The sequence below is a fragment of the Mesorhizobium sp. CNPSo 4670 genome, assembly GCF_057784235.1.
Genome location: NZ_JBWJFQ010000012.1, coordinates 94673 through 115598, shown reverse-complemented (window position 1 = coordinate 115598; position 20926 = coordinate 94673). Strand labels below are relative to the sequence as shown.

Here is a 20926-nt window from a genome sequence, read left to right as displayed (position 1 = left end):
CTTACTGCGCCAAACGTCCCGCCGGCACTTCGCAGTCAGGGAGATTGCCTGCGCGTTTGCGAGTACCACTTCGAGTCCACTGCGGCCTGCATCAGATCAGCTCCAGACCTTGGTCTGACTGGGCAGAACGTCCGCTATCGTCCTTCGCGTACCAAAAGCCGCCATTCCGCTTTCGGCCAACTGCCGTCATGTGCGAAGTCGCATTCGATTGGCTGCTTCTGGCGCTTTAGCCTGTCGCTGAAGTCGCAGAACATAATCTATGGAACGGCAATCGTGGTTCAAGCTCAAGCTCTGTATTCGCGCACGGCATGCTTGCGTCATCAAATCGCCAGTTGCTGTAACCCTAGATCAGCCCGCGCATCGTCAGTTCAGCCTTCAGATAGGCATAATAGATCGGCGCAGCGACAAGACCCGGCATACCGAACCAGGCCTCCATGAAAACCATCGCCAGAAGAAGCTCCCAGGCACGCGCATTGATCCGCGAACCGATAATCTTGGCGTTTACGAAGTATTCGAGCTTGTGAATGACGATGAGAAAGGCAAGCGAGCCTAGCGCTGCAAGGAAGGAGATGCTGAGGCTGACAACCACGATCACCGTGTTGGAGATCAGATTGCCGATGACCGGCAGAAGGCCGGCGACGAAAGTCAGCGCTATCATCGTCCTGATGAATGGCAGATCGATGCCGAAGGACGGCAGAACAGCGACGAGATAGATCGAAGTTAGAAACGTATTCAACGCCGAAATCCGGATTTGCGAGAACACGATGTTGCGAAAGGCCTTGCTCAGTAAGTTGACACGATCCGCCAGCGCGTCCGCCAATGGGCCGGGCTCGCCCGATGGCGCCGCCGAGCTTACCGCGATCAAGCCGCCGATCACCATGCCGACGATAATGTGGACCACCAGGACGCCGACATCCCGACCGACGAGTTGAAGCTGGCCGGCATGTTCGCGGAGCCATCGGGCAGCGAACACTTCCAGTTCCTCGATGTTCGACGGAAAATACTCCATCGCCCAGGTTGGGAGATGGACGCGCGCGGTATCGATGATCTCGGCCATCTTCTTGAGGAGCGTCACGACATTCTCCGAACCGCCAGTCAATTGCGACACGCCGCTAAAGATAGCAGCGGCTATCAGGAGCATGAAAATCAATGCCACCAAGGTCAGTGCAAGGCTTTTCGTCAGGCTGCTGGAGACCCCGATTCGATGGAGCATCGGTGCGGCGAAATGAACGAGGTTGAACACGAGAAGGCCCGAAAGCAGTGCCGGAAGCAGGCTGAGCTCGAGAACGGCGACGAGCGCAACAAGCGCGAGCAGGCACGACGCGAGATAGAACCCTGGGAAGGTCAGCACTTTTCACCTGCAGAGGCAGCCAAGTCCTCTTCGGTTTCAATTAATTGGATACCCGGTGATGCGCAAGCGAACAAGCGCCCAATACGTGTGTGAAGCTAGGCAGGTCGATAGCCGCCCGGGTAACCTCCCGCATATGGTCTTGCCATAAGGCTTCAGGCGGTCGCTTCCAGCGCCCCCCAAAAGCACGTCGTCTCCGCTACCGCCGACCAGATTGTCGTTGCCGATCGTGCCAATGGTCGTTGCCATGTCCTAACCCCTATTTCGCTCGTTGTTCTTGTAGGTCAAGAACTGCCGACGTCGACCTGCCGCTTGTGGCGGGGTCGCTCAAAAATTGTGAAGCTGTGCAAGCAAGTTCGCCTTCGCCAACAACAAACGGGTTGATGCCGGGCGAGCGTGCCAGGACCAATGAGTTCGCGTTCAGGGCAATGACATTTGTACCGACACCAAAGGCCCACGCTGGCGAGCCCGCCGAATACCCGATGTCGGCTGAAACCTTACAATCGGCGCCCCCCGGGTCTCTTTGTGTCGGCCGAGGCTGGAAACCAATCATCGATAGGGCAAAGTCCGATCCCGGCTGCATTGCTCAACGGATCGACAGAAACAGCGGCCTGCGGCGTGGAAGTGAAGATGGTCGTATTTTCGGCAAGGCCGCAGGGATCGTCTCCGGTTGGCGGAGTATTTTGAAGCGATGTCGCAGTTGCGTTGGCATATGTGCCGCGTCAGACGACTATCTAATCTCCATTTAAACTTGTTGAACGATCGATATGCTTGTTTTAATAAACGTCTATTGTCAACGCATAAGTCCCTCAAACGGCCAGCTATCAACATGGCGGTCCACAGACAGATCTTGGCCAAACAACGGTAGTTGCGACGACTATTCCGGCCGCGCTGCGTTCCCCTTTAGCCCCAACGGCGTCGCCATTTCCTGATTAAGCGTCAACATCCAAAAAGAGGTACAGTTAATAGCCAAAGCATCAGCAGGGGAGCCGGCGCTCGCGCGGGAAAGTGGCAGCACGATCGCATAGGACAAGTTTGATCACAACGCGGTGCGATCCCGTCTGCCGCCAAAGCTCACTACGCCTCTGTCCTTTGCTGCTTCTTCAGGCTGCGCGGGCGAAGCGATCGACCCGGAAATCGTCGAGCGGCGTTTCGCAGCGGTCGGTCATGATGAGCTCGGCCATGGCATCGCCCACGCCCGGACCGAGCTGGAAGCCGTGTCCGCTGAAGCCGAAAGCGTGGAACAGGCCTGGCGTCGTCGCCGAGCGTCCCATGACCGGCAGCATGTCCCGCACATAGCCCTCGCAGCCGGACCAAGTGCGGATGATCGCGACTTGCGCGATCGCCGGCAACAGCCGCGCGACGGCACGCAGTTGCATCGGCAGGCGCATGGGGTCGGCGCTCGCATGGCCGGGATCGAGATCCACCGGCACTCTCTCGGCTGCGCCGCCGAAGACGATGTTGCCGCGCTCGACCTGACGCAGATAGGCGCCATGGTCCTTGTCGCGCGTCCAGATGCCGACCACCGGCAGGATCCGATGCGGCAGCGGCTCGGTCACGCCCATTTGCGGGCCATAGGCGTCGAGCGGGACCTCTTCGCCGAACTGCGCTGCGATGCGCGCGCCCCAGGCTCCGGCGGTGTTGAGCAGGCAGCCGGCGGCGAATTTACCTTTCGAGCTGGCGACAAGGAAACCGGAGCCCGTGTGAGCGATCTTCTCGACCTCCGCTCTTTCGATGATCTCCGCACCGAGCTTACGGGCTGCCTCGGCAAAGGCAGGCGCGATCAGCCGCGGATTGCCGCTGCCATCTTGCGGAGAGAATGATGCCGCGATCGCTTCGGGACCGAGGCCGGGAAAGCGGGCACGAATTTCGCGTGGACTGAGTTCCTCCAGTTCAAGCCCCTCGGGGCGCGCCGCCTTGGCGTAGGCCCGCATGTCGGCGAGGCTATCTTCATCGAAGACCAGCCGGATATGGCCGGTAGCGCGGAATTCCACGTCGCGGCCAAGCATTTTTTCGGCCTCGCCCCACAGCCTGAGCGAGCGATGGGCCAGCGGAAGCTGGGACGGATGACGCCCCGTGCGCCGGATGTTGCCGAAGGAAGCGACGGTTGCTCCGGTGCCGATCCGGTTGCGATCGATCAGCGTCACGCGCGCGCCGCGCCGGGCCAGGAAATAGGTTGAAGCCGTTCCCATCAGCCCGCCGCCCAGCACGATCACATCCATGGCGCCCTCTTGCATTGAATCCTTGACCAATCTTGTCCGCACCACGGTATTGCGTCAAAGATGGGTTTGGACAGAAGCCATAAGCTTTACCTATGGAGTGGCAATGCGGGCCCGGCAGCTCGAAGTGTTCATCGCCGTCATGCGCGCGGGCACGGTGACCGCCGCGGCGCGGATGCTGAACATCTCCCAGCCTGCTTTGAGCCAGATCCTGCTCCACGCCGAGGACGAACTCGGCTTCACCCTGTTCGAGCGGGTGAAAGGCCGGTTGCGACCGACCCCGGAGGCGCTCGAAATCTTCCCTGATGCCGAGAGGTTGTCGGCGGGGCTTGAAGGCTTGCGCCGCAAGACCACCGATCTACGCCTGGGTCGGGCAGGGCTGGTGCGGGTCGCCGCCTCACCTCCGCCGGCCATGGCTATCTTGCCGCGTGCGTTCACCAAATTCCGGGCCGAGCATCCCAACATGATGTTGCGTGCTCATAGCGCGCCGATCGCCGCCATCGTCGACATGCTGCGCGCCGGTGATGCCAGCCTCGGCGTGGCCATGGACGACCGGCTCCCTCCGGACATTGAGGCCGAGGTGATCGGCAGCGTCGGCTTCGCATGCCTGCTGCCCGCCCGGCATGCGCTGCAAAAGAAAGCCGAACTGACGCTCGCCGATCTGGCCGGCGAGGAGTTGATATCCTATCGTGGCAACACCCGTCCCGCCGACGAACTGGCCCATGCGGCCCGCGCACAGGGCGTGGTGCTTTCGCCGTCGCTCGAGATCGACGTATCCATCTCCGCCGTCGGCTTCGTCCAGGCTGGCTTGGGCATCGCGCTGGTCGATGCGCTGTTGCCGTGGCACCAGTTTGCCGGGCTTGCCGTCAGGCCGCTCGCCGCGGGGCCGGAATTTCCGATCGCGCTGCTGACCTCGCGCACACGGGCTCTTTCGCGGGCCGATGAGATGATGCGCGACGAAATCCGCGCCGCCTGTTCCGCCGTCTTGGATGAGCATCGCGTGAACGCATAAGCAAGACTTATATCTTTGCTCATCATACGTCTTGGACCCGCACCATCCGGTCATGCCAGTTTTGCGTGTGGCAGACAGGAAGGGACGTATCATGGACAGTGCCATCGCGGCGGATGCAGCGCAAAACGGGGCCGACTGGAAGGTCGGCGTCGATATTGGCGGGACATTCATCGATTTCTGCGCGCTCGAAGCCCGTTCCGGTCGCGTCGCCTCGCTGAAAGTGCTGACGACGCCGGAAGATCCGGGCGCCGAGCTGATGACGGGCCTCACCCTTCTGGCCGAACGCGAAGGCTTTGATCCTGGGCGCATGACGCGCTTCGTGCACGGCACGACGGTCGGCATCAACACGATCATCCAGCGCAAGGGTGCGCCGCTAGCGCTGTTCACCAATGCCGGTTTCGAGGACGTGATCGAACTCGCACGGCTGCGAATGCCGGACATGTATTCGCTGTTCTGCGCGCGGCCGGACCCACTGATCTCGCGCGACATGGTGTTCGGAATTCCGGTCCGCATGCGTGCCGATGGAAGCGAATCCCAGGCACCGGACATGGCGGCGGTGGCCAGCGCGGTGGCGGCGGCGAAAGCGAATGGGGCGCTAGGGATCATCGTCTCCTTCCTCCATTCATGGCGCAATGCTGCGCAGGAGACCTCCGTCAAGGCGACGATCGCGCGTCTTTCGCCCGACCTCTTCGTCTTCTCCTCCGCCGAGGTGTGGCCGGTCATCCGCGAATACGAGCGCAGCTCGACCGCCATTCTCAATGGTTATGTCCATCCGCGCGTCTCGGGCTATCTGACGGCGCTGGAAGAGCGGCTGAAGGACCGCGGCGTGCCGGCCCGTCCGATGCTGACGAAGTCGAATGGTGGGCTGATGAACGCTGCCGAAGGCAAGCGTGCCTGCGTGAACATGCTTTTGTCGGGAACGGCCTCCGGCGTCATCGGCGCCTCGTGGCTGGCGCGCCAGGCAGGCGAGGACAAGGTCCTTACCCTCGACATAGGCGGGACCTCGGCCGACTTCGCGCTCATCATCGGCGGCGAGGCGCAGTTCGGCACCGGTGAACTGATCGGCGAATTTCCGCTTCATATCCCTTCCGTGTCGGTGAGCTCGATCGGCGTCGGCGGCGGCTCGATCGCCAGCGTCGACGCGCAAGGGGTGTTGCGCGTCGGGCCGGAGTCGGCCGGCTCGACGCCAGGACCTGCATGCTATGGCCGTGGCGGCGAGCGGCCGACGGTGACGGACGCCATGGTGGTGTGTGGATGGCTTGGTCACAGCGACATGGCCTACGGCCAGCTCAGGATCGATACCGGGCTGGCGCATCGCGCAATCGGCGAACTTGCCGCCCGCCTCGGCCGTCCAGTCGAGCAGACCGCGCAGGCGATCCTCGACATCGCGGTGTCGGAGATGTTCGTCGAGGTCGAGAAGCTCGCCTCGCGCGCCGGCGTGGACTTGCGCGATTTCACGCTAATGCCCTTCGGCGGCGGCGGCCCGATGCTCGGCGCCTTCCTTGCCCGCGAACTCGGGATGAAGCGTGTCATGGCGCCCCGCCGTCCCGGCGTGGTGTCGGCGCTGGGCGGGCTCGTGGCGGACCTGCGCGGGGACTTCATTCGCACCATCTTCAGCCCGCTGTCGGGCATGTCGCTTGCAGGAATTCGCGATGCCTTCGAGGCCCTCGCGCAAGAGGGTCGCGACTGGCTCGCCGCGCAGGGGCATGAGGGGGCGGCCGAACTCAGCCTATCCTGCGACATGCGCTATGTCGGGCAGAGTTATGAGATCGAGGTCGTCCTTCAGCCGGAATGGCTGACGGACGGCAATGCGGCCGACATCGCGCGAGCCTTCCACCTCACCCATGAGCAGCTCTACGATTTCCACGACCCGGACGGCGAGATCGAACTTGTGAATGTCCGGCTGTCCGCAGTGGGCGCGGGGCCGAAACTCCACTTCCCGGCGGTCGACGTGATCGACGCCCCGGCCATTCCGGCGCGCCGTCTCCCGGTCTACACGGGCGGGAGCCTCGAAACCGTCGACCTCCACGACCGGCAGGCCCTCGTGCCGGGCAGCACGTTCCACGGGCCTGCCGTGGTCGTTCAGGAAGACACCACCTTCGCCATTCCCGCCGGAGCGCAGGCAAGGGTCGACCGCCATCTCAACCTTCTACTGACCTTCCCGGAGTAAGCCATGTTTGACCGGACAAACCTGCAGGTTCTGGCGAACCATGCCCGCGCCGCGGCCGAGAACATGGCCCACACGCTGCACCGCACCGCGCACTCTGCCTTCGTCAAGGAAACGCAGGACTTTACGGTGATGCTGATGGACCGTTCAGGGGCGACCTTCGCCGTGCCGATGGACCTCGGCGCCACCTGGTATCCGGGGCTTTCGTATCACCGCGCTATCGCGATGGTCGACGACTACCGGCCGGGAGACGTCGCCTTCACCAACGATCCCTATTCCGGCCACGTCGCCACGCACGCGCCCGACACGCATCTGTGGAAGCCGGTCTTCGTCGATGACGATATCGTCGCTTGGACCGGAGGGCATATCCACAACACCGACATGGGAGGGGCGGTGCCGGCCTCGCTCAGCCGGGCGCTGACCGAAATCCATCAGGAAGGTATCCGCTTTCCCCCGATGAAGCTTGTGAACGAAGGCGTCTTCGACGAAACGATCCTGCGGATCATGAGCACCAATGTGCGCAAGCCCGACCTCAACATCGGCGACATCAAGGCGCTGGTCGGGGCACTCAACACCGGCGAGCGCAAGATCCAGGCGATGGTGAGGAAGTTCGGCAAGGCCGGCTTCATCGAAGGCGTTTCCGCGCTTCTCGACCATGCCGAGGCGCAGGCGCGGGATGTGCTGCGATCCATGCCCGACGGGACGTGGGAATTCGCGGACTATGCCGACGAGGATTCGGTCGAGGCCAATCCCTGCCGGCTGAAGCTGACGCTGACGATCAGGGGCGACGAAGCGGTCCTCGACTTCACCGGCTCCGATCCGCAACTCGGCTCCTCGCTCAACGTGCCTTCAGGCGGCGACCCGCGCCACACTATGCTGCTGGTGGGCGTCTACTATGTGCTCTACCCGCTCAACCAGAAGATCCTGCTCAATACGGGCCTCACCAGGCCCTTCACCTGCATCACGCCGGAAGGTTCGGTGCTCAACCCGGTATACCCTGCCGCGGTTGGCATGCGCTCGCTCACCTGTGCCCGGCTGCGGTCGGTCATCTTCGGCGCCTTCTCGCAAGCCGTGCCGGAGCGCCTGCCAGCGGCACCCGCCGGCAACAACTGCATCGTCAATGTCATGACCACGGACGAGCGGACCAGCCGGTCCGTCATCGCCGCGGTCAATCCCGTCGTGGGCGGCGGCGGCGCCATGCCGCATCGCGACGGAACCAACGGATCGGGTGCCGATGCGGCCTATCTCAAGAACACGCCGATCGAGATCACCGAGACCGAGACTCCGGTCGAATTCGTGAAATACGGGCTCGCCAGGGACAGCGGCGGTGCGGGCCGTTGGCGCGGCGGCTTGGCGACCGATATGGCCTTCCGTGTCTTCGCCCCCGATTCCAGGATCACGGCGCGAAACCGGGACCGCAGCTTCTTTCGTCCCTGGGGTGTGCTGGGCGGCAAGGCGGCCGGCCTGTCGGACATGCTCGTCAATCCGGGGACCGAGCACGAGCTGCGGCTGGGCAACATCGACACTGCGGTGCTTCAGCCCGGCGACGTGCTCGATATCCGTTCCGCCGGAGGCGGCGGGCGCGGCGATCCCCATCTGCGCGAGCCCTGGCGGGTCGCGCAGGATGTGAAGCGAGGCTATGTCTCGCCAACGGCTGCCGAGCGCGACTATGGCGTCGTCATCCGCAACGGCGAGGTCGACGAGCAGGCGACGGAAAGGCTGCGCGCGCTGCAGGGGCCGACCTCCGGCCATTTCCATTTCGGTCCGGAGCGCGACGGTTACGAAGCGCAGTGGACCCCAGCGGCCTATGACCGGCTCACCGCCATACTGAGGGACTTGCCGATCCATTGGCGGTTCTTCGCCAAGACGGAGATCTTCCGCCGCATGAAGGGACGTTCGGGGCCGGAGGGCGTCCAGGCGGCGTTCGATGCGGCCTGCGAGCGGTTCCCCGAACTGCCGCGTCCTCGCCCCGTGCGAGAGGCAGCGGAATGATCACCGCCGGCCGCATCGTCCGGCTGGCCGAGCGCGACCGGGCGCAGTTGCATTTCTTTCTCGACGGGCAGATGCGCAGTGCACTGGCGGGCGACACCGTGCTGACCGCCATGTTGGCGTCAGGGCAGGCGTTGCGAAAGTCCGAGTTCGGACCAGAGCCGCGCGCCGGCTTCTGCCTGATGGGAGCCTGCCAGGATTGCTGGGTATGGCAGGACGAGGGACCGCGCCTGCGGGCGTGCTCGACACTTCTTAGCGAAGGCATGCGGTTGCGCACGATGCCACCGGAGCACTGGCCGTGAGCGAGACCCCGCCGCCGCGGATCGTGATCGTGGGCGCCGGTCCGGCTGGCATAAGGGCCGCCGCGACGCTTGTGGAGGCCGGGCTCCACCCGGTGGTGATCGACGAAGGGCAGCGCGCAGGCGGACAGATCTATCGCCGCCCGTCCGCCGGCTTCACCCGCACACCGGAGCAACTCTACGGGTCGGAGGCGGCGAAGGCGCAAGCGCTGCATTCGCTCTTCGACCGGCTATCCGCAGAGGGGCGGCTCACCCATTGTGCGGCGAGCTCGGTCATCGCAGTGCATGAGGGTCGGCTGCACGTGCTGGGGGAGGGTGGTGTGCAGGTGGTCTTCTATGACCGCCTGATCCTTGCCACCGGCGCATCCGACCGTGTCGCTCCGGTGCCGGGCTGGCAGAGCGCCGGCGTCTACAGCCTCGGCGCGGCGCAGATCGCGCTCAAGGCGCAGGGCGTGTCGCTTGGGCGGCGGATCGTGCTGACGGGATCAGGGCCACTGCTGACGCTGGTCGGCGCCCAGCTTGTCAAGGCCGGAGCGGATGTTGCGGCGGTGTTGGACACCTCGCCCTGGCGCCAGCAGATGCGAGGGGCGGTCTGGGGACTTGCTGCCCGGCCATTGGTTGCGCTGCGCGGCATGGCCCTGCGAGCAAGGCTCGGCGGCCGCTACCATGCGGGTGTGACGCTCGAACGGATCGAGGCCGACGAGCAAGGTGTCGCGGCGATGCGCTGGCGCGACGCCGGCGGCCGGGAGCACCGCACCCCTTGCGACATGATCGGCATGGGCTGGCACTTGCGGGCAGAGACGCATCTGGCCGACCTTGCGGGATGCACCTTCACCTATGACGAGCAATGGCGGCAATGGCTGCCAAGGACCGACCAGATGGGTCGTGCCGGCAACGGAGTTTACCTGGCGGGCGATGGGGTTCGTCTTCTGGGAGCGGACGGCGCGGAGATCGCTGGGCGTCTCGCGGCTGCGGCATGCCTTGCCGATCTCGGAATTCCTGCGTCCGCCACCGGCGTCGACTTGCGCAAGCTGGCACGGCTCGAGCGCTTTGCCCGCGGCCTGGCTTGCGCCTTTCCCTGGCCGGCAGCGATGGCGAGGGCACTTCCCGATGAAGCGGTCGTCTGTCGCTGCGAGAACGTGACAGCCGGAGCCGTACGCCAGAGCGTGGATTTCGGTGGCGGCGAGGCCAACAGGGTGAAATCGCTATCGCGCGTCGGCATGGGGCGATGCCAGGGACGCTACTGCCAGTTGGCTGCCGTCGAACTCGTGGCGGCGCAGGCCGGCTGTGCGGCCGACGCTGTCGGCCGGTTTCGCGGACAGGCGCCTGTCCGGCCGGCGCCTGTCGGTGCCTTCGTCCGGGACGGCTGATGCAATTCCGGAGTCCACACCAGGAAGACATGGATCACGTATTAGAAATCGGCGACCTTCCCCCAGGCCGAAGAGTCGAAGCGCCGCGGATCATAGGAATTCGGATCGACGATCGGTTCCGACCCGGTCACCAGATCGGCGACGAGGTGACCGGCGCCCGGGCCGATGCCGAAGCCGTGTCCCGAAAATCCGGCAGCCAGGAAGAAGCCCGGCACCGTTTGGATCTCGCCGATGGCGGGCACGCCGTCCGGCGTGCTGTCGATGTAACCTGCCCAGGCCGCGCTGATCCTGGTCTTTCTGAGGTCGGGCAGGAGTTCGAGCGCTCGGGCATGGGTCAGGCGGATGGTCGCCTGATCCGGGGCCGGATCGAGGATGCGCATCCGCTCCATCGGTGTCGGTTGGTCGAGCCGCCAGCAACCGAGCGTTTCGTGGCCCGAGCGCATGCCCTGCAGACCGCCGGGTACGAGGCTGCGCCAGCGCTTCAGGAACATGGGCAGGAACTGCGACGAGAAGCGCAACTGCTGCGGCGTCACGTCCACCCGGCCGCGTCCGCTTATGGCGAGCGTGTAGCCGCCGTCGCCGCGACGTGTGGCCGAGATCCTTGCCGTGTGCAGCGCATCCGGCAGACCTTCAGCACCGGGCGAGACGGACAGGATGGAGGAACGGATCGACGCCTGCGGAAAGCGGAAGCCGAACTGCCGGCAAAAAGAGGAGGCCCAGGCACCGCCGGCTAGGACGGCCAGCTTCGTCCGGATCGTTCCGCTTTCGGTGACCACGCCGCTCAGGCGGCCGCCCTCGGTCTCGATACCGCGCGCGGCGCAATTCTGATGCACGGTGCCGCCCAGCTTGGGGATGGCACGGGCGACAGACGGCGCGGCGCGCGACGGGTCGGCTGTGCCGTCGGTCGGCGAGAAGACACCGCCCTTCCATGTTCGCCCCGTAGCGCGGCCCCGCTCGCTGGCCTCGCCGCCGTCGAGCATGAGCGTGGTGACGCCGGCCGTCCTTGCAAAGTCACGCCAGCGCGCCCAGCCGGCCAGTTCCGCCTCGTCATTGCTGAGATAGAGCAGGCCGCAACGGCGAAAGCCGGTGTCCTCCCCGGTTTCCGCCGCGAAGCTGTCCCACAGATCGAGGCTGCGGGTCGCCATCGGCAGTTCGCGGGCGTCGCGGTTCTGTTGGCGGCACCATCCCCAGTTTCTCGAGGATTGTTCGGCGCCGATGCGCCCCTTTTCGACAAGCGCGACCTTCATGCCGCGCCTGGCCAGATAGTAGGCGGCAAAGACGCCGACGATGCCACCGCCGATCACCACCGCGTCCGCGGACTGGGGCAGTTCGCCAGATGTCTCGATTTGCTGTAGCTGCGCGCGCATGGTCTCTCTACCCTGAAGCGCCAATTTAGCGCGTTGCGCAGGCAGCCGCTGCTGCAGTTGAGGCCGAAGCAGAATTTTATTCCGGCAGCTCGGCTGAAATCGGGAGTCGCTGCGTTTCAAAGCGGTTTCGCTTGGATGGACAGGCCAGCGGGCTGTGGTAGTGTCAATGGCTATTGGCAAGGCAGCATTTTGTGCTGTGGCGTGCGTTCTGCGGAGACGGCCGTGAAACTGGATCGGATCGATATCAAGATCCTCTACGAGTTGCAGAAGAACGGCCGCATAACCAATGTGGAATTGGCCGATCTGGTGCATCTGTCGCCAAGCCCGTGCCTGATGCGGGTGAAGAAACTCCAGTCGGAAGGCTACATCGAGGGCTATTCCGCACAGGTCAATATCGGCAAGCTCGGCCAGACGCTGACCGTATTCACCGAAATCACCTTGAAGAACCATCGCCAGGTGGACTTCGCCCGCTTTCTCGCCGTTGTCGAGAAGATCGACCAGGTCATCGAATGCCACCTCGTGTCGGGCGGCTACGACTATTTGATGAAATTCGTGACCGCCGGTATCGGCGAGTACCAGACGATCATGGAACGGCTGACCGACATGGATATCGGCATCGACAAGTATTTCAGCTTTGTGGTGCTGAAGTCTCCCATCGTCAAGGCGCACATGCCGCTACCCAGCCTGTTTCCCAGGTGAGGCGGCTGCTTCCTGAAACGGTGGCCCGTTTGTCGATGTAGTCAGCGGTGGCCGTACTGGCTGACGAGTTCGGGGTCGCGGACGAGGCCGTCCAGCCAGGTCGGGTCAAGCTTCGGCACCGAGGAGAACAGAAGCTTGGAATAGGGATGGGTGGGCGCCGTCAGCCTGTCGGGCGTGATCTGCTCCACCCGCTCGCCATTGTACATGACCATGATCTCGTCGCAGATGGCCTCGACTACGGAGAGGTCGTGGCTGATAAAGATGTAGGAGAGGCCTAGCTCGCGCTGAAGTTCCTTGAGCAGCTCGATCACGGCGGACGCCACCACCGTGTCGAGCGCCGAGGTGATTTCGTCGCAGATGATGAGCTTGGGGTCGGCCGCCAGCGCGCGTGCGAAGTTCACGCGCTGCTTCTGGCCGCCCGAGAGCTCCGATGGGTGACGGTAGCGCAGCGTCTTGGGCAGGCGCACCATGTCGAGCAGTTCGTTGACGCGCTTCGAGCGCGCCTGCCTGTCGAGCCGGTGATAGAAGGCCAGCGGGCGGGAGATGATGTCTTCCACCGGCTTGGCCGGATTGAGCGCGGTATCGGCATATTGGAACACAATCTGCATCTCGCGCAGCTGGTTCTGGCTGCGTTTCCTGGCGGCACGCTGCAGTTCCTCACCGTTGAAGACGATGTCACCGGCGGCCGCGGGATGGATGCCGGCGATGACGCGCGCCAGCGTCGATTTTCCGCAGCCGGATTCGCCGATGATGCCGAGATTGCGCCCTTTCTCGACAACGAGGCTGACGGAATCGACCGCGCGGATCAGCGGCAGTCCGTCATCCCGCACCGCGCCGTAGCCGGCCGTCACATTGTCGATACGCAGCAGCTGTTTCGTCCCGGCATCCGCGTCTGCATGTGCTTGCCGCGGCTTCGGTTCGAAGGCGGCCAGCAGTTCGCGCGTGTAGGGGTGCTGGGCAGCCGAAAGGATTGCCGCGGTAGTGCCGGTCTCCTGCACTTCGCCGCCCTTCAGCACCACGATGCGGTCGGCGATCTGGGCCACGACCGCGAGGTCATGGGAAACATAGACACCCGCTATCCCGCCCGCCCGCATGACCGACTTGAATGCCTTCAGCACGTCGATCTGCGTCGTCACGTCGAGTGCTGTCGTCGGCTCGTCGAAGATCATCAGCTTGGGATCGCCGATGAGCGCCATGGCCGCGGCAAGCCGCTGCAATTGCCCGCCCGAAACCTGGTGCGGATAACGCGCGCCGATCCCTTCCGGATCTGGTAACGACAAGGCCCGGAACAGCTCGACCGCGCGCTGGCGCGCTTGCTCGGGTGGCATCAGCTTGTGGATGCGCGTGACCTCGATGACCTGCTCCATGATCGTGGAGGAGGGGTTGAACGAGGCGGCGGCACTTTGCGGAACATAGGCAATGTCGGTGCCGCGCAGGCTGGCGCGTTCCTTTTCGGAAAGGGCAACCATGTTCTTGCCGTTGACGCTGATCTCGCCGCCGACGATCCGGCAGCCGGGCCGCGCATAGCCCATGAGCGAGAGCGCTACCGTCGTCTTGCCGGAGCCGCTCTCGCCGATCAGGGCAACGATCTCGCCGTCGGCGATGTCGAAGCTGACGCCCTTGATGATTTCGACAAGCCGTCCGGAGTCGGTCTTCGCCTCGATCCTCAGGTTTCTGACCTCGACGAGATTGCTCATGCGTCCCGGTCCCTGATCTTCTGCGGCAGGTTGTCGATCAGCAGGTTGACGCTGATGGTGAGGCTGGCGATTGCCAGCGACGGCACGATGACGGCGGGGGCCGCGAAGGGCAGGGCGCCGATGTTCTCGCGCACCAGCGCGCCCCAGTCGGCGAGCGGTGGCTGCAGGCCGAGCCCCAGGAAGGACAGGCCGGAGAGCAACAGCACGATGAAGACGAAGCGCAGCCCGAAGTCGGCAAGCACAGGGCGGATGATGTTGGGCAGGATTTCGGAGCCGATGAGGTAGGCGGTGCTCTCGCCACGGACACGGGCGACGGTGATGAAGTCCATGGTATTGATGTTGACGGCGAGCGCGCGCGCGAAGCGGTACGCGCCGGGGATATAGATGACGGCCAGCGTCAGGATCAGCACCGGGATCGACGAGCCGACCGCGGCGACGACAACAAGGCCGAACAGCTTGCTGGGAATGGAGTTCATGGCGTCCAGGAAGCGGCTGAGGCAGGTGTCGAGCCAGCCACCGGTGACGGCCGCGATCATCCCCAGCACGACACCTGAGAAACAGGCGATTGAGACGGCGGCGAGCGATATGCCGACCGTGTAGCGGGCGCCCATCAGAACCCGCGAGAGCATATCGCGCCCAAGATAGTCCGAGCCTAGCCACAGTCCCTGGCGCATCGGGCCGAAATAGTCGTCGTCGACAATGTCGCCGATCGAATGGGGAATGACGTAGGGCGCCAGGATCGCGATGAGCGTCCAGGCCAGGATGACCAGTGCGGCCACGACGCCGACCAGGCTGTAGCTGTGACCCAGGAAGGACCGTCGGGAGGTTGTCAAGCGCGCTATCGTCATCTGAGCCTCGGGTTGGACATGATGGCGACGATGTCGGCGGCGGTGATGAGGAAGAGATAGCCAAGGCAGAAAATCATCGCGCAGCTCTGGATCAGCGGCAGGTCGCGGGTGGCGACCGCATCGACCATCAGCTTGGCGATGCCGGGATAGTTGAAGATCGTCTCGACGATGATGACGCCGCCGACCAGATAGGACAGCGAGAGCGCGACCGCGTTGACGATCGGGCCGAGAGCGTTCGGAAGCGCGTGCCTCAGCACCATGCGGCCGCGCGAGGCGCCTTTCAGAAGCGCCATCTCGACATAAGGCGTGGAAAGCGTTTCGATCACCGCGGCGCGGGTCATGCGGATCATCTGGGCGGAGATGACGAAGGTGAGCGTGATCACCGGCATTGCATAGATGCGCACGAGGTCGGTCAGCGAATGCGCCTCGTTGACCGAGGACAGCGCCGGCAGCCATTTGAGATAAACTGCGAAGAGCAGGACCGCGAGGGTCGCGACCATGAATTCCGGCACTGAGATGATGCCGATCGACAGGATGGTGACGGTCCGGTCATAGACGGAGCCGCGCAACATGGCGGCGGTGATGCCGAGCGTCAGCGCCAGCGGCACCGAGAGCAGCGTGGTGATGCCGGCGAGCTTCATGGTGTTGACCAGGCGCCCGCCGATCAGCGCCGCGACCGGCATCTCGTTGGCATAGGAGGTGCCGAGGTCGCCGTGGAGCAGTCCGACAAGCCAGAGCAGGAAGCGGAGGATCGCCGGATCGTTGAGATGCATGGCCTCGCGCAGGCCGGCGACGGCCTCGGGAGTCGCCGCCTGGCCAAGCAGGATCGATGCGGTGTCGCCAGGTAGCATGCTGGTGGCGAAGAACACGGCGAACAGCACGATCAAAAGCGTGACGGCCGCGATCCCCAGCCGCTTCAGCACGAGGTTGAGAACCCCAGACGTCATGGAAGCGCTCCCTGCGGTTGTTCGGCCAAGCAATCTTGCGCAATGAACTGCCGGGGGCTGGCTGACCGGCCCCCGGCTGGCGTCTCTCAGGCTTCGAGCCAGAGATATTCCGCCATTGCGTAGCCCATCATGCCACCGAGCGGGTTCGCCTCCAAACCCTTCACCTTGCTGGAGAGGGCATCCACGTTGGAAATGTAGGCCGGGATGATGGTGCCGGCCTCCTCGGAGACCATAGCCTGCATCTGGCCATAGATCTCCTTGCGCTTGGCCTGGTCGAGCGAGCCGCGCGCCTCGATGAGCATCTTGTCGAACTTCTCGGACTTGTACTGGCTTTCGTTCCAGGGCGCGTTGGAAGCGTAGAGGAGCGAGAACAGGATGTCCGGCGTCGGGCGCGGATTGATGTTGCCGAAATGGATTGGAGCCTTGAGCCAGTAATTGTCCCAATAGCCGTCGGCCGGGACGCGCTGGACGTCGAGCTTCATGCCGATATCCGCGCCGGCGGCCTGGATGATCACCGCCATGTCGATCGACGAGGTCGCGGCGTCGGAAGCGATCACCGGGATGGACTGGCCGAGCAGGCCTGCCTTCTGGAAGTGGAACTTCGCCTTGTCCGGGTCGAAAGCCTTCGGCTTGACGTCGGGATTGTGGAAGATATTCGCCGGCGAGACAGGCTGGTCGTTGCCGATTTCGCCGAGGCCGCGCAACGCCGATTTGACGATCTGCTCGCGGTTGACGAGATACTTCATGCCGGCCACGAAGTCGGACTTGCTGCCCGGATCCATGTCGAGCCGGATGTTGAGGTCGGTGTAGTTGCCCGAAGTCGTCTTCGACAATTCGAAGCCCTGCTGGCCGCCGATGAGCTTCATCGCACGCGGATTGATCGAGGCCGCAAAATTGATGTCGCCGGAAAGCAGGGCGTTGACGCGGGCGCTGTCGTCGCTGATGGCGATGAACTCGAAGGAGTCGAGATAGGGCTTGCCCGACTTCCAGTAGTTCTTGTTCTTGGTGACCACCGAACGCACGCCCGGTTCGAAGGTTTGCAGCACAAAGGCGCCGGTGCCTTTGCCCTTGGAGAAGTCCGTGGTGCCGTCCTGGACGATCATGAAATGGTGCAGCGCCAGGATGGTCGGCAGGTCGGCATTCGGGTCGGCGAGCGTGATTTCCACGGTCGACTTGTCGACCGCCTTGAAGCCGGTCATCTGTGCGGCGATCTTGGCGACCTTGGAGCCGACCGCCGGATCAAGATGACGCTTCAGCGAGAAGACGACGTCGTCGGCCGTGAGATCCTTGCCGTCGTGGAAGGTGACGCCCTTGCGCAGCTTCACGGTCCAGGTCTTGGCGTCCTTGCTGTCGAAGCTCTCGGCGAGCTCCATCTGCGTGACGCCGCCCTTGTCGAGGAAAGTCAGGCGGTTGTAGAGCGAGCAGCAGCGGACATAGTCGGTGGAGAGCGAAGCCTTTGCCGGATCGAGCGTGTCGGCGGTCGATGACGACCAGCCGGCGGCCTTGAAAGTTCCGCCGGAAACCGGCTCGGCGGCGACGGCATTGGTGGCGCGGCCGAGCACCAGGCTGCCCGCGGCAACCGCGGCGCCGCCGGCCAACAGCATCTTGAGAAGTTCGCGGCGGCTCGCGCCCCGCCGGATGGCGTTTTCGACCATGGCATCGTCTGCGCTGGTCCAGTTCGTGATCTTGTCGGTCATGGTATTCCCCTTTCTGGTTGTTTGGTCGGGATGCTCGTCTTGTCGCGGCTTTCCGGGCTTGGGCTCAGGTTCGTTCCTTCAGGCTTTCCCGCACGGCCGCCGCCAATGCGGCCATTGAGGTGAAGTGGTAGTCCGGCGCGGTGAAGCGCTCCGGCTCGATCGTGCCGCCATAGCCCTTCTGGGCGTGCCGGCGTTCGATCCAGCAGTTGGTCAGGCCAAGTGTCCGGGATATGCCGATGTCGTGATACTGGCTTTGCGCGACGTGCAGGATGTCGTCCTTGCTGTCACTCCGGGAGGCGACGAAATCGAAGACCTTCTGGAAGAACGCCGGATCCGGTTTCTCCGTTCCGGCATCGTCGGCGGTGAAGGTGGCGAAGAAGGGCGATCCCAACTGCTTCTCGAAATGATTGAGCGCCCAGCGCCGGGCATTGGTCATGGCAATCAGCTTGTGTGATTTCGCAAGCTCGGCCAATGCCGCCGCGCTGTCGGGGAAACCTTGCCAAGCGCTGGCGGAGTCGCGTAGGCGCACGCCATATTTCTCCTCGACCGGCAGGCCGAGTTGCGGCGCGATGACCATGTAGACACGTACGAGATCGTCGGGGAACAGGCCCGCATCGGGCATGTAGCGGGCCTGCCGATACAGGGCCAGCGCGGCTTCGCCATCGACGGAAACGCCAGCGTCGGCGGCAATCCCGGCCAGGCAGGTCGTGATGCCACCTTCGAAGTCAATCAGCGTGCCGACGATGTCGAAGGTCATGTATTTGAATTCGCTAAAGCCCCTGGCCAAGACTGGCTCTCCTCTGCGCGCGGCCGAATTGCATGGTGCTGAACAGAACAAAATTCCGTGCTGTCCGGGGCATCGGCCTTTTCAAAAACCCGGAAGTTCGGGGCTTCTGGCCTTGTCTTATAAGCAGTCTGGCACTTCCCCCGCGCTGGATTCGCCGAAAAGGCGCTGGGCTGCGGCACAAAATTGCGAAATCGTCTGCCCCGGCGCTATTTCGAAACACGTGGTATTTGTCGCCCGTCATGCCAGGGCCTGGCGGACATCAGCATCGTCCAATGTTTGGTCTAGCGTCCGGCGCGTGCGCTCGATGATCGCATCGATGTCGTCGTCGGTGCAGCAGAGCGGGGGAGCGTAGCCGATAACCCCGTTGGCAAAGGCACGAATGATCAGGCCATTGTCCCACGCCCTGTCGAAGACGCGCCGCGCCGGCATGGCCGATGCGGGAAGCGGTGTCTTCTTCTTTTTGTCGACCACCAGTTCGATCGCGGCAAGCATCCCGCGACCGCGAACATCGCCGACGAGCGGGTGATCGCTCAGGCTTTCCAATCCCGCCATCAGGCGAGCGCCGGCCTTGATGCCATTCTCCAGCAGGCCGCCTTCATAGACCTTCAACACCTCTAGCGCGACGGCGGCGCTGACGGGATGGGCGGAATAGGTGTAGCCGTGGCCGACCGCCGAAGCGCCCGCGCCGTCGGCGATGACGTTGTAGACATGATCAGACATGAATACGGCGCCCATAGGAACATAGCCCGAGGTCAGCCCCTTCGCGGTCGTCATGAAGTCGGGAACGATGTCCTCCTCCGTGCAGGCGAACAGAGGTCCCGTGCGGCCGAAGCCGGTGATCACCTCGTCGGCGATGAACAGGATGCCGTACTTCCGGCAGAGTTCGCGTATCGCCTTGATCCAGCCCTTCGGCGGGACAATGACGCCGCCCGAGCCCTGGATCGGCTCGGCATAGAAGGCAGCGACCCGCTCCGGTCCAATCTCCTCGATCTTGGCCTTCAGCGCGGCGAGCGATGCGGCGATGATCGCGTTCGCGTCCTCGCCCACCGGGTTGCGATAGGGATAGGGGGAGGGGATCTTGTGCTGCCATTCGAAGGGAATGCCGAAACCGGCGTGAAAGGCGGGCAATGCGGTCAGGCCAGCGCCGACCACCGATGACCCGTGATAACCCAGCTCGATGGAAATGAACTGGTCGCGCTTCGGCTCGCCCCTGGCATTCCAGTAGTAGCGGACGAAACGGATGGTGCTGTCGACCGCGTCCGACCCGCCGAGCGTGAAATAGACGTGATTGAGATCCCCGGGCGCGCGCTCAGCCAATTCCGAGGCGAGGCGGATGGCCGGCTCCGAGCCGAGGTCGAAATAGGCAGTGGCGTAGGGGAGCTCGCGCATCTGCCGGGCCGCAGCCTCGACGATGCTGTCGTGGCCGTAGCCGGCATTGACACACCATAGCCCCGCAAAACCGTCAACGAGTTGCTTGCCGGACGCATCGGTCACGGTCGCGCCCTTCGCCGATTTCAAGACGCGCACGCCGAGCGCCTCATGGCCGCGATATGATGAGACCGGATGGATGAGATGGGCGCGGTCGAGTTCGATCAGGGAATTGGCGAGCATTGTTGTCCTCCTAGCCGAGCGCCTGGTTGGCGAGGGCGTAAACTTTTGGCCTGGCCTGTTCCGCGCCGTTCTTGGGTGGACGGTCCATGGCCACGCCTCCGCCGACATGGGCGAGGCCGATTTCCTCGAGCCAACCGGCAATGCCGGTCCTGCTGTCGGTATCCACGCGCAGAAAGGCGCCGGGGCGGCTCGCGGCGAAGAAGCCAATCAGGGCCTTCGCGGTGTCAGCGCTTTCCGCGATGACCGGTCCGATCACCTCACCGCGTCCGAACGGGCGGATCGCGGCATAGGCCTCGATGGTGCCGTTGCGGCGGACAACGGCGAATTGGCCGCGTTCGGCCAGCGCATCGATCAGGGCTTCCCGGTCGGCGCCATAGGCGTCGCGGTCCAGCGTCTTGATGTCAGGCAGATCGCCGGCGCCTGCTGCTTCCACGCCATCGGGTGCGCCGAGCGCTGCAACCGTGCCTTGATGCTGCCGGATCGTGCCGGAGGACACAAAGCCGAGCTTCTCATAGAGAGGCATGCCGTCAGTCGTCGCGACGAGCCGCAGCGGACGGTCGCCGGCAAGGGCGAGGGCCTGATCCATGAGCCGGCGCCCGAGCCCCTTGCCACGCACGTTCTTGTCGACGATCACCATGTTGATCATGGCGCAATCCGTGCCGTAGGGCGTCACCAGGATGGTTCCGGTGACACGGCCCTGGTCGTCGAGCGCGACCACGCCCCTGGAGAGCCGCAGCGCCATCTGCCAGTCCTGCGGGCGATGGGGCCAATTCTCCTGGCGAGAAAGCGCCACTGCTCCCTCGATATGGTCCGGCCCGAAGTCCTGAATCTCGATCTCGCCCTGCTGCATGAGGCATCCTTCCGTCTGC

General features: G+C 64.0%; 18 protein-coding genes. 7 read left to right on the top strand and 11 right to left on the bottom strand.

Translation table 11 applies throughout. The features are described from left to right. Positions 1 to 343 precede the first annotated feature (343 nt). On the bottom strand, positions 344 to 1075 hold the full coding sequence (locus tag AC0ZT5_RS20545; RefSeq protein ID WP_488497989.1) for an AI-2E family transporter: 732 nt from the start codon (positions 1073 to 1075) through the stop codon (positions 344 to 346). Here AC0ZT5_RS20545 and AC0ZT5_RS20540 point away from each other — a divergent pair. Beyond that, positions 1025 to 1444, top strand: a complete 420-nt coding sequence (locus AC0ZT5_RS20540; protein WP_488497988.1) for a hypothetical protein — start codon at positions 1025 to 1027, stop codon at positions 1442 to 1444. The two genes, AC0ZT5_RS20545 and AC0ZT5_RS20540, sit on opposite strands and share 51 nt — an antisense overlap. Here AC0ZT5_RS20540 and AC0ZT5_RS20535 read toward each other — a convergent pair. Then, positions 1388 to 1597 (bottom strand): hypothetical protein, encoded by a 210-nt coding sequence (locus tag AC0ZT5_RS20535; RefSeq protein ID WP_488497901.1) that lies wholly within the window; start codon positions 1595 to 1597, stop codon positions 1388 to 1390. The two genes, AC0ZT5_RS20540 and AC0ZT5_RS20535, sit on opposite strands and share 57 nt — an antisense overlap. Positions 1598 to 2451: 854 nt before the next feature. Next, a complete protein-coding gene (locus AC0ZT5_RS20530) occupies positions 2452 to 3570 on the bottom strand; it encodes an NAD(P)/FAD-dependent oxidoreductase (protein WP_488497900.1) in 1119 nt (372 codons plus the stop codon). 103 nt (positions 3571 to 3673) lie between these two features. Between AC0ZT5_RS20530 and AC0ZT5_RS20525 the strand changes: the two genes are divergently transcribed. The 5 genes from AC0ZT5_RS20525 to AC0ZT5_RS20505 all read left to right on the top strand — a co-directional run bounded on the left by AC0ZT5_RS20525 (position 3674) and on the right by AC0ZT5_RS20505 (position 10404). Beyond that, the gene (locus AC0ZT5_RS20525; RefSeq protein ID WP_488497899.1) at positions 3674 to 4579 is read left to right on the top strand and encodes a LysR substrate-binding domain-containing protein; all 906 of its coding nucleotides are present in this window, start codon (positions 3674 to 3676) and stop codon (positions 4577 to 4579) included. Between the two features lie 91 nt (positions 4580 to 4670). Beyond that, positions 4671 to 6749, top strand: a complete 2079-nt coding sequence (locus AC0ZT5_RS20520) for a hydantoinase/oxoprolinase family protein (RefSeq protein ID WP_488497898.1) — start codon at positions 4671 to 4673, stop codon at positions 6747 to 6749. A 3-nt stretch (positions 6750 to 6752) separates the two neighbouring features. Continuing rightward, positions 6753 to 8738 (top strand): hydantoinase B/oxoprolinase family protein, encoded by a 1986-nt coding sequence (locus tag AC0ZT5_RS20515; protein WP_488497897.1) that lies wholly within the window; start codon positions 6753 to 6755, stop codon positions 8736 to 8738. Next, positions 8735 to 9037 carry a (2Fe-2S)-binding protein gene (locus AC0ZT5_RS20510; RefSeq protein WP_488497896.1) on the top strand — a complete coding sequence of 101 codons (303 nt, stop codon included), beginning with the start codon at positions 8735 to 8737 and terminating at the stop codon, positions 9035 to 9037. The genes AC0ZT5_RS20515 and AC0ZT5_RS20510 overlap by 4 nt, the downstream gene beginning before the upstream one ends. Further along, entirely contained in the window at positions 9034 to 10404 is a 1371-nt protein-coding gene (locus tag AC0ZT5_RS20505; protein ID WP_488497895.1) for an FAD/NAD(P)-dependent oxidoreductase, read from the top strand. The genes AC0ZT5_RS20510 and AC0ZT5_RS20505 overlap by 4 nt, the downstream gene beginning before the upstream one ends. 41 nt (positions 10405 to 10445) lie before the next feature. Here AC0ZT5_RS20505 and AC0ZT5_RS20500 read toward each other — a convergent pair whose 3' ends face one another. Beyond that, positions 10446 to 11771, bottom strand: coding sequence for an NAD(P)/FAD-dependent oxidoreductase (locus tag AC0ZT5_RS20500; protein WP_488497894.1), 1326 nt, complete (start codon positions 11769 to 11771; stop codon positions 10446 to 10448). Positions 11772 to 11993: 222 nt separating this feature from the next. Here AC0ZT5_RS20500 and AC0ZT5_RS20495 point away from each other — a divergent pair, with 222 nt between their 5' ends. Continuing rightward, positions 11994 to 12470, top strand: a complete 477-nt coding sequence (locus tag AC0ZT5_RS20495) for an Lrp/AsnC family transcriptional regulator (protein WP_095091725.1) — start codon at positions 11994 to 11996, stop codon at positions 12468 to 12470. A 41-nt stretch (positions 12471 to 12511) separates the two neighbouring features. Here AC0ZT5_RS20495 and AC0ZT5_RS20490 read toward each other — a convergent pair whose 3' ends face one another. The 7 genes from AC0ZT5_RS20490 to AC0ZT5_RS20460 form a co-directional block, all read right to left on the bottom strand. After that, positions 12512 to 14167, bottom strand: coding sequence for an ABC transporter ATP-binding protein (locus AC0ZT5_RS20490; protein ID WP_488497893.1), 1656 nt, complete (start codon positions 14165 to 14167; stop codon positions 12512 to 12514). Then, complete coding sequence (locus AC0ZT5_RS20485) at positions 14164 to 15015, bottom strand: ABC transporter permease (protein ID WP_477282681.1); 852 nt, start codon at positions 15013 to 15015, stop codon at positions 14164 to 14166. The genes AC0ZT5_RS20490 and AC0ZT5_RS20485 overlap by 4 nt, the downstream gene beginning before the upstream one ends. Beyond that, the gene (locus AC0ZT5_RS20480; RefSeq protein ID WP_477282683.1) at positions 15012 to 15962 is read right to left on the bottom strand and encodes an ABC transporter permease; all 951 of its coding nucleotides are present in this window, start codon (positions 15960 to 15962) and stop codon (positions 15012 to 15014) included. The genes AC0ZT5_RS20485 and AC0ZT5_RS20480 overlap by 4 nt, the downstream gene beginning before the upstream one ends. Before the next feature lie 86 nt (positions 15963 to 16048). After that, positions 16049 to 17659, bottom strand: coding sequence for an ABC transporter substrate-binding protein (locus tag AC0ZT5_RS20475; RefSeq protein ID WP_488497892.1), 1611 nt, complete (start codon positions 17657 to 17659; stop codon positions 16049 to 16051). A gap of 64 nt (positions 17660 to 17723) precedes the next feature. Further along, positions 17724 to 18416 carry an HAD-IA family hydrolase gene (locus AC0ZT5_RS20470; RefSeq protein ID WP_488497980.1) on the bottom strand — a complete coding sequence of 231 codons (693 nt, stop codon included), beginning with the start codon at positions 18414 to 18416 and terminating at the stop codon, positions 17724 to 17726. 267 nt (positions 18417 to 18683) lie between these two features. After that, complete coding sequence (locus AC0ZT5_RS20465) at positions 18684 to 20057, bottom strand: aminotransferase class III-fold pyridoxal phosphate-dependent enzyme (protein WP_488497891.1); 1374 nt, start codon at positions 20055 to 20057, stop codon at positions 18684 to 18686. A 10-nt stretch (positions 20058 to 20067) separates the two neighbouring features. Continuing rightward, the gene (locus AC0ZT5_RS20460) at positions 20068 to 20907 is read right to left on the bottom strand and encodes a GNAT family N-acetyltransferase (RefSeq protein WP_477282687.1); all 840 of its coding nucleotides are present in this window, start codon (positions 20905 to 20907) and stop codon (positions 20068 to 20070) included. Between the last annotated feature and the right edge of the window lie 19 nt (positions 20908 to 20926).

Bases quoted from the DNA above. Each gene is read 5' to 3' on its own strand.
- AC0ZT5_RS20490 (WP_488497893.1), bottom strand. From the start codon at position 14,167: ATGAGCAATCTCGTCGAGGTCAGAAACCTGAGGATCGAGGCGAAGACC.
- AC0ZT5_RS20525 (WP_488497899.1), top strand. From the start codon at position 3,674: ATGCGGGCCCGGCAGCTCGAAGTGTTCATCGCCGTCATGCGCGCGGGC.
- AC0ZT5_RS20510 (WP_488497896.1), top strand. From the start codon at position 8,735: ATGATCACCGCCGGCCGCATCGTCCGGCTGGCCGAGCGCGACCGGGCG.
- AC0ZT5_RS20530 (WP_488497900.1), bottom strand. From the start codon at position 3,570: ATGGATGTGATCGTGCTGGGCGGCGGGCTGATGGGAACGGCTTCAACC.
- AC0ZT5_RS20540 (WP_488497988.1), top strand. From the start codon at position 1,025: ATGGACGCGCGCGGTATCGATGATCTCGGCCATCTTCTTGAGGAGCGT.
- AC0ZT5_RS20460 (WP_477282687.1), bottom strand. From the start codon at position 20,907: ATGCAGCAGGGCGAGATCGAGATTCAGGACTTCGGGCCGGACCATATC.
- AC0ZT5_RS20520 (WP_488497898.1), top strand. From the start codon at position 4,671: ATGGACAGTGCCATCGCGGCGGATGCAGCGCAAAACGGGGCCGACTGG.
- AC0ZT5_RS20485 (WP_477282681.1), bottom strand. From the start codon at position 15,015: ATGACGATAGCGCGCTTGACAACCTCCCGACGGTCCTTCCTGGGTCAC.
- AC0ZT5_RS20480 (WP_477282683.1), bottom strand. From the start codon at position 15,962: ATGACGTCTGGGGTTCTCAACCTCGTGCTGAAGCGGCTGGGGATCGCG.
- AC0ZT5_RS20500 (WP_488497894.1), bottom strand. From the start codon at position 11,771: ATGCGCGCGCAGCTACAGCAAATCGAGACATCTGGCGAACTGCCCCAG.
- AC0ZT5_RS20470 (WP_488497980.1), bottom strand. From the start codon at position 18,416: ATGACCTTCGACATCGTCGGCACGCTGATTGACTTCGAAGGTGGCATC.
- AC0ZT5_RS20535 (WP_488497901.1), bottom strand. From the start codon at position 1,597: ATGGCAACGACCATTGGCACGATCGGCAACGACAATCTGGTCGGCGGT.
- AC0ZT5_RS20515 (WP_488497897.1), top strand. From the start codon at position 6,753: ATGTTTGACCGGACAAACCTGCAGGTTCTGGCGAACCATGCCCGCGCC.
- AC0ZT5_RS20465 (WP_488497891.1), bottom strand. From the start codon at position 20,057: ATGCTCGCCAATTCCCTGATCGAACTCGACCGCGCCCATCTCATCCAT.
- AC0ZT5_RS20475 (WP_488497892.1), bottom strand. From the start codon at position 17,659: ATGACCGACAAGATCACGAACTGGACCAGCGCAGACGATGCCATGGTC.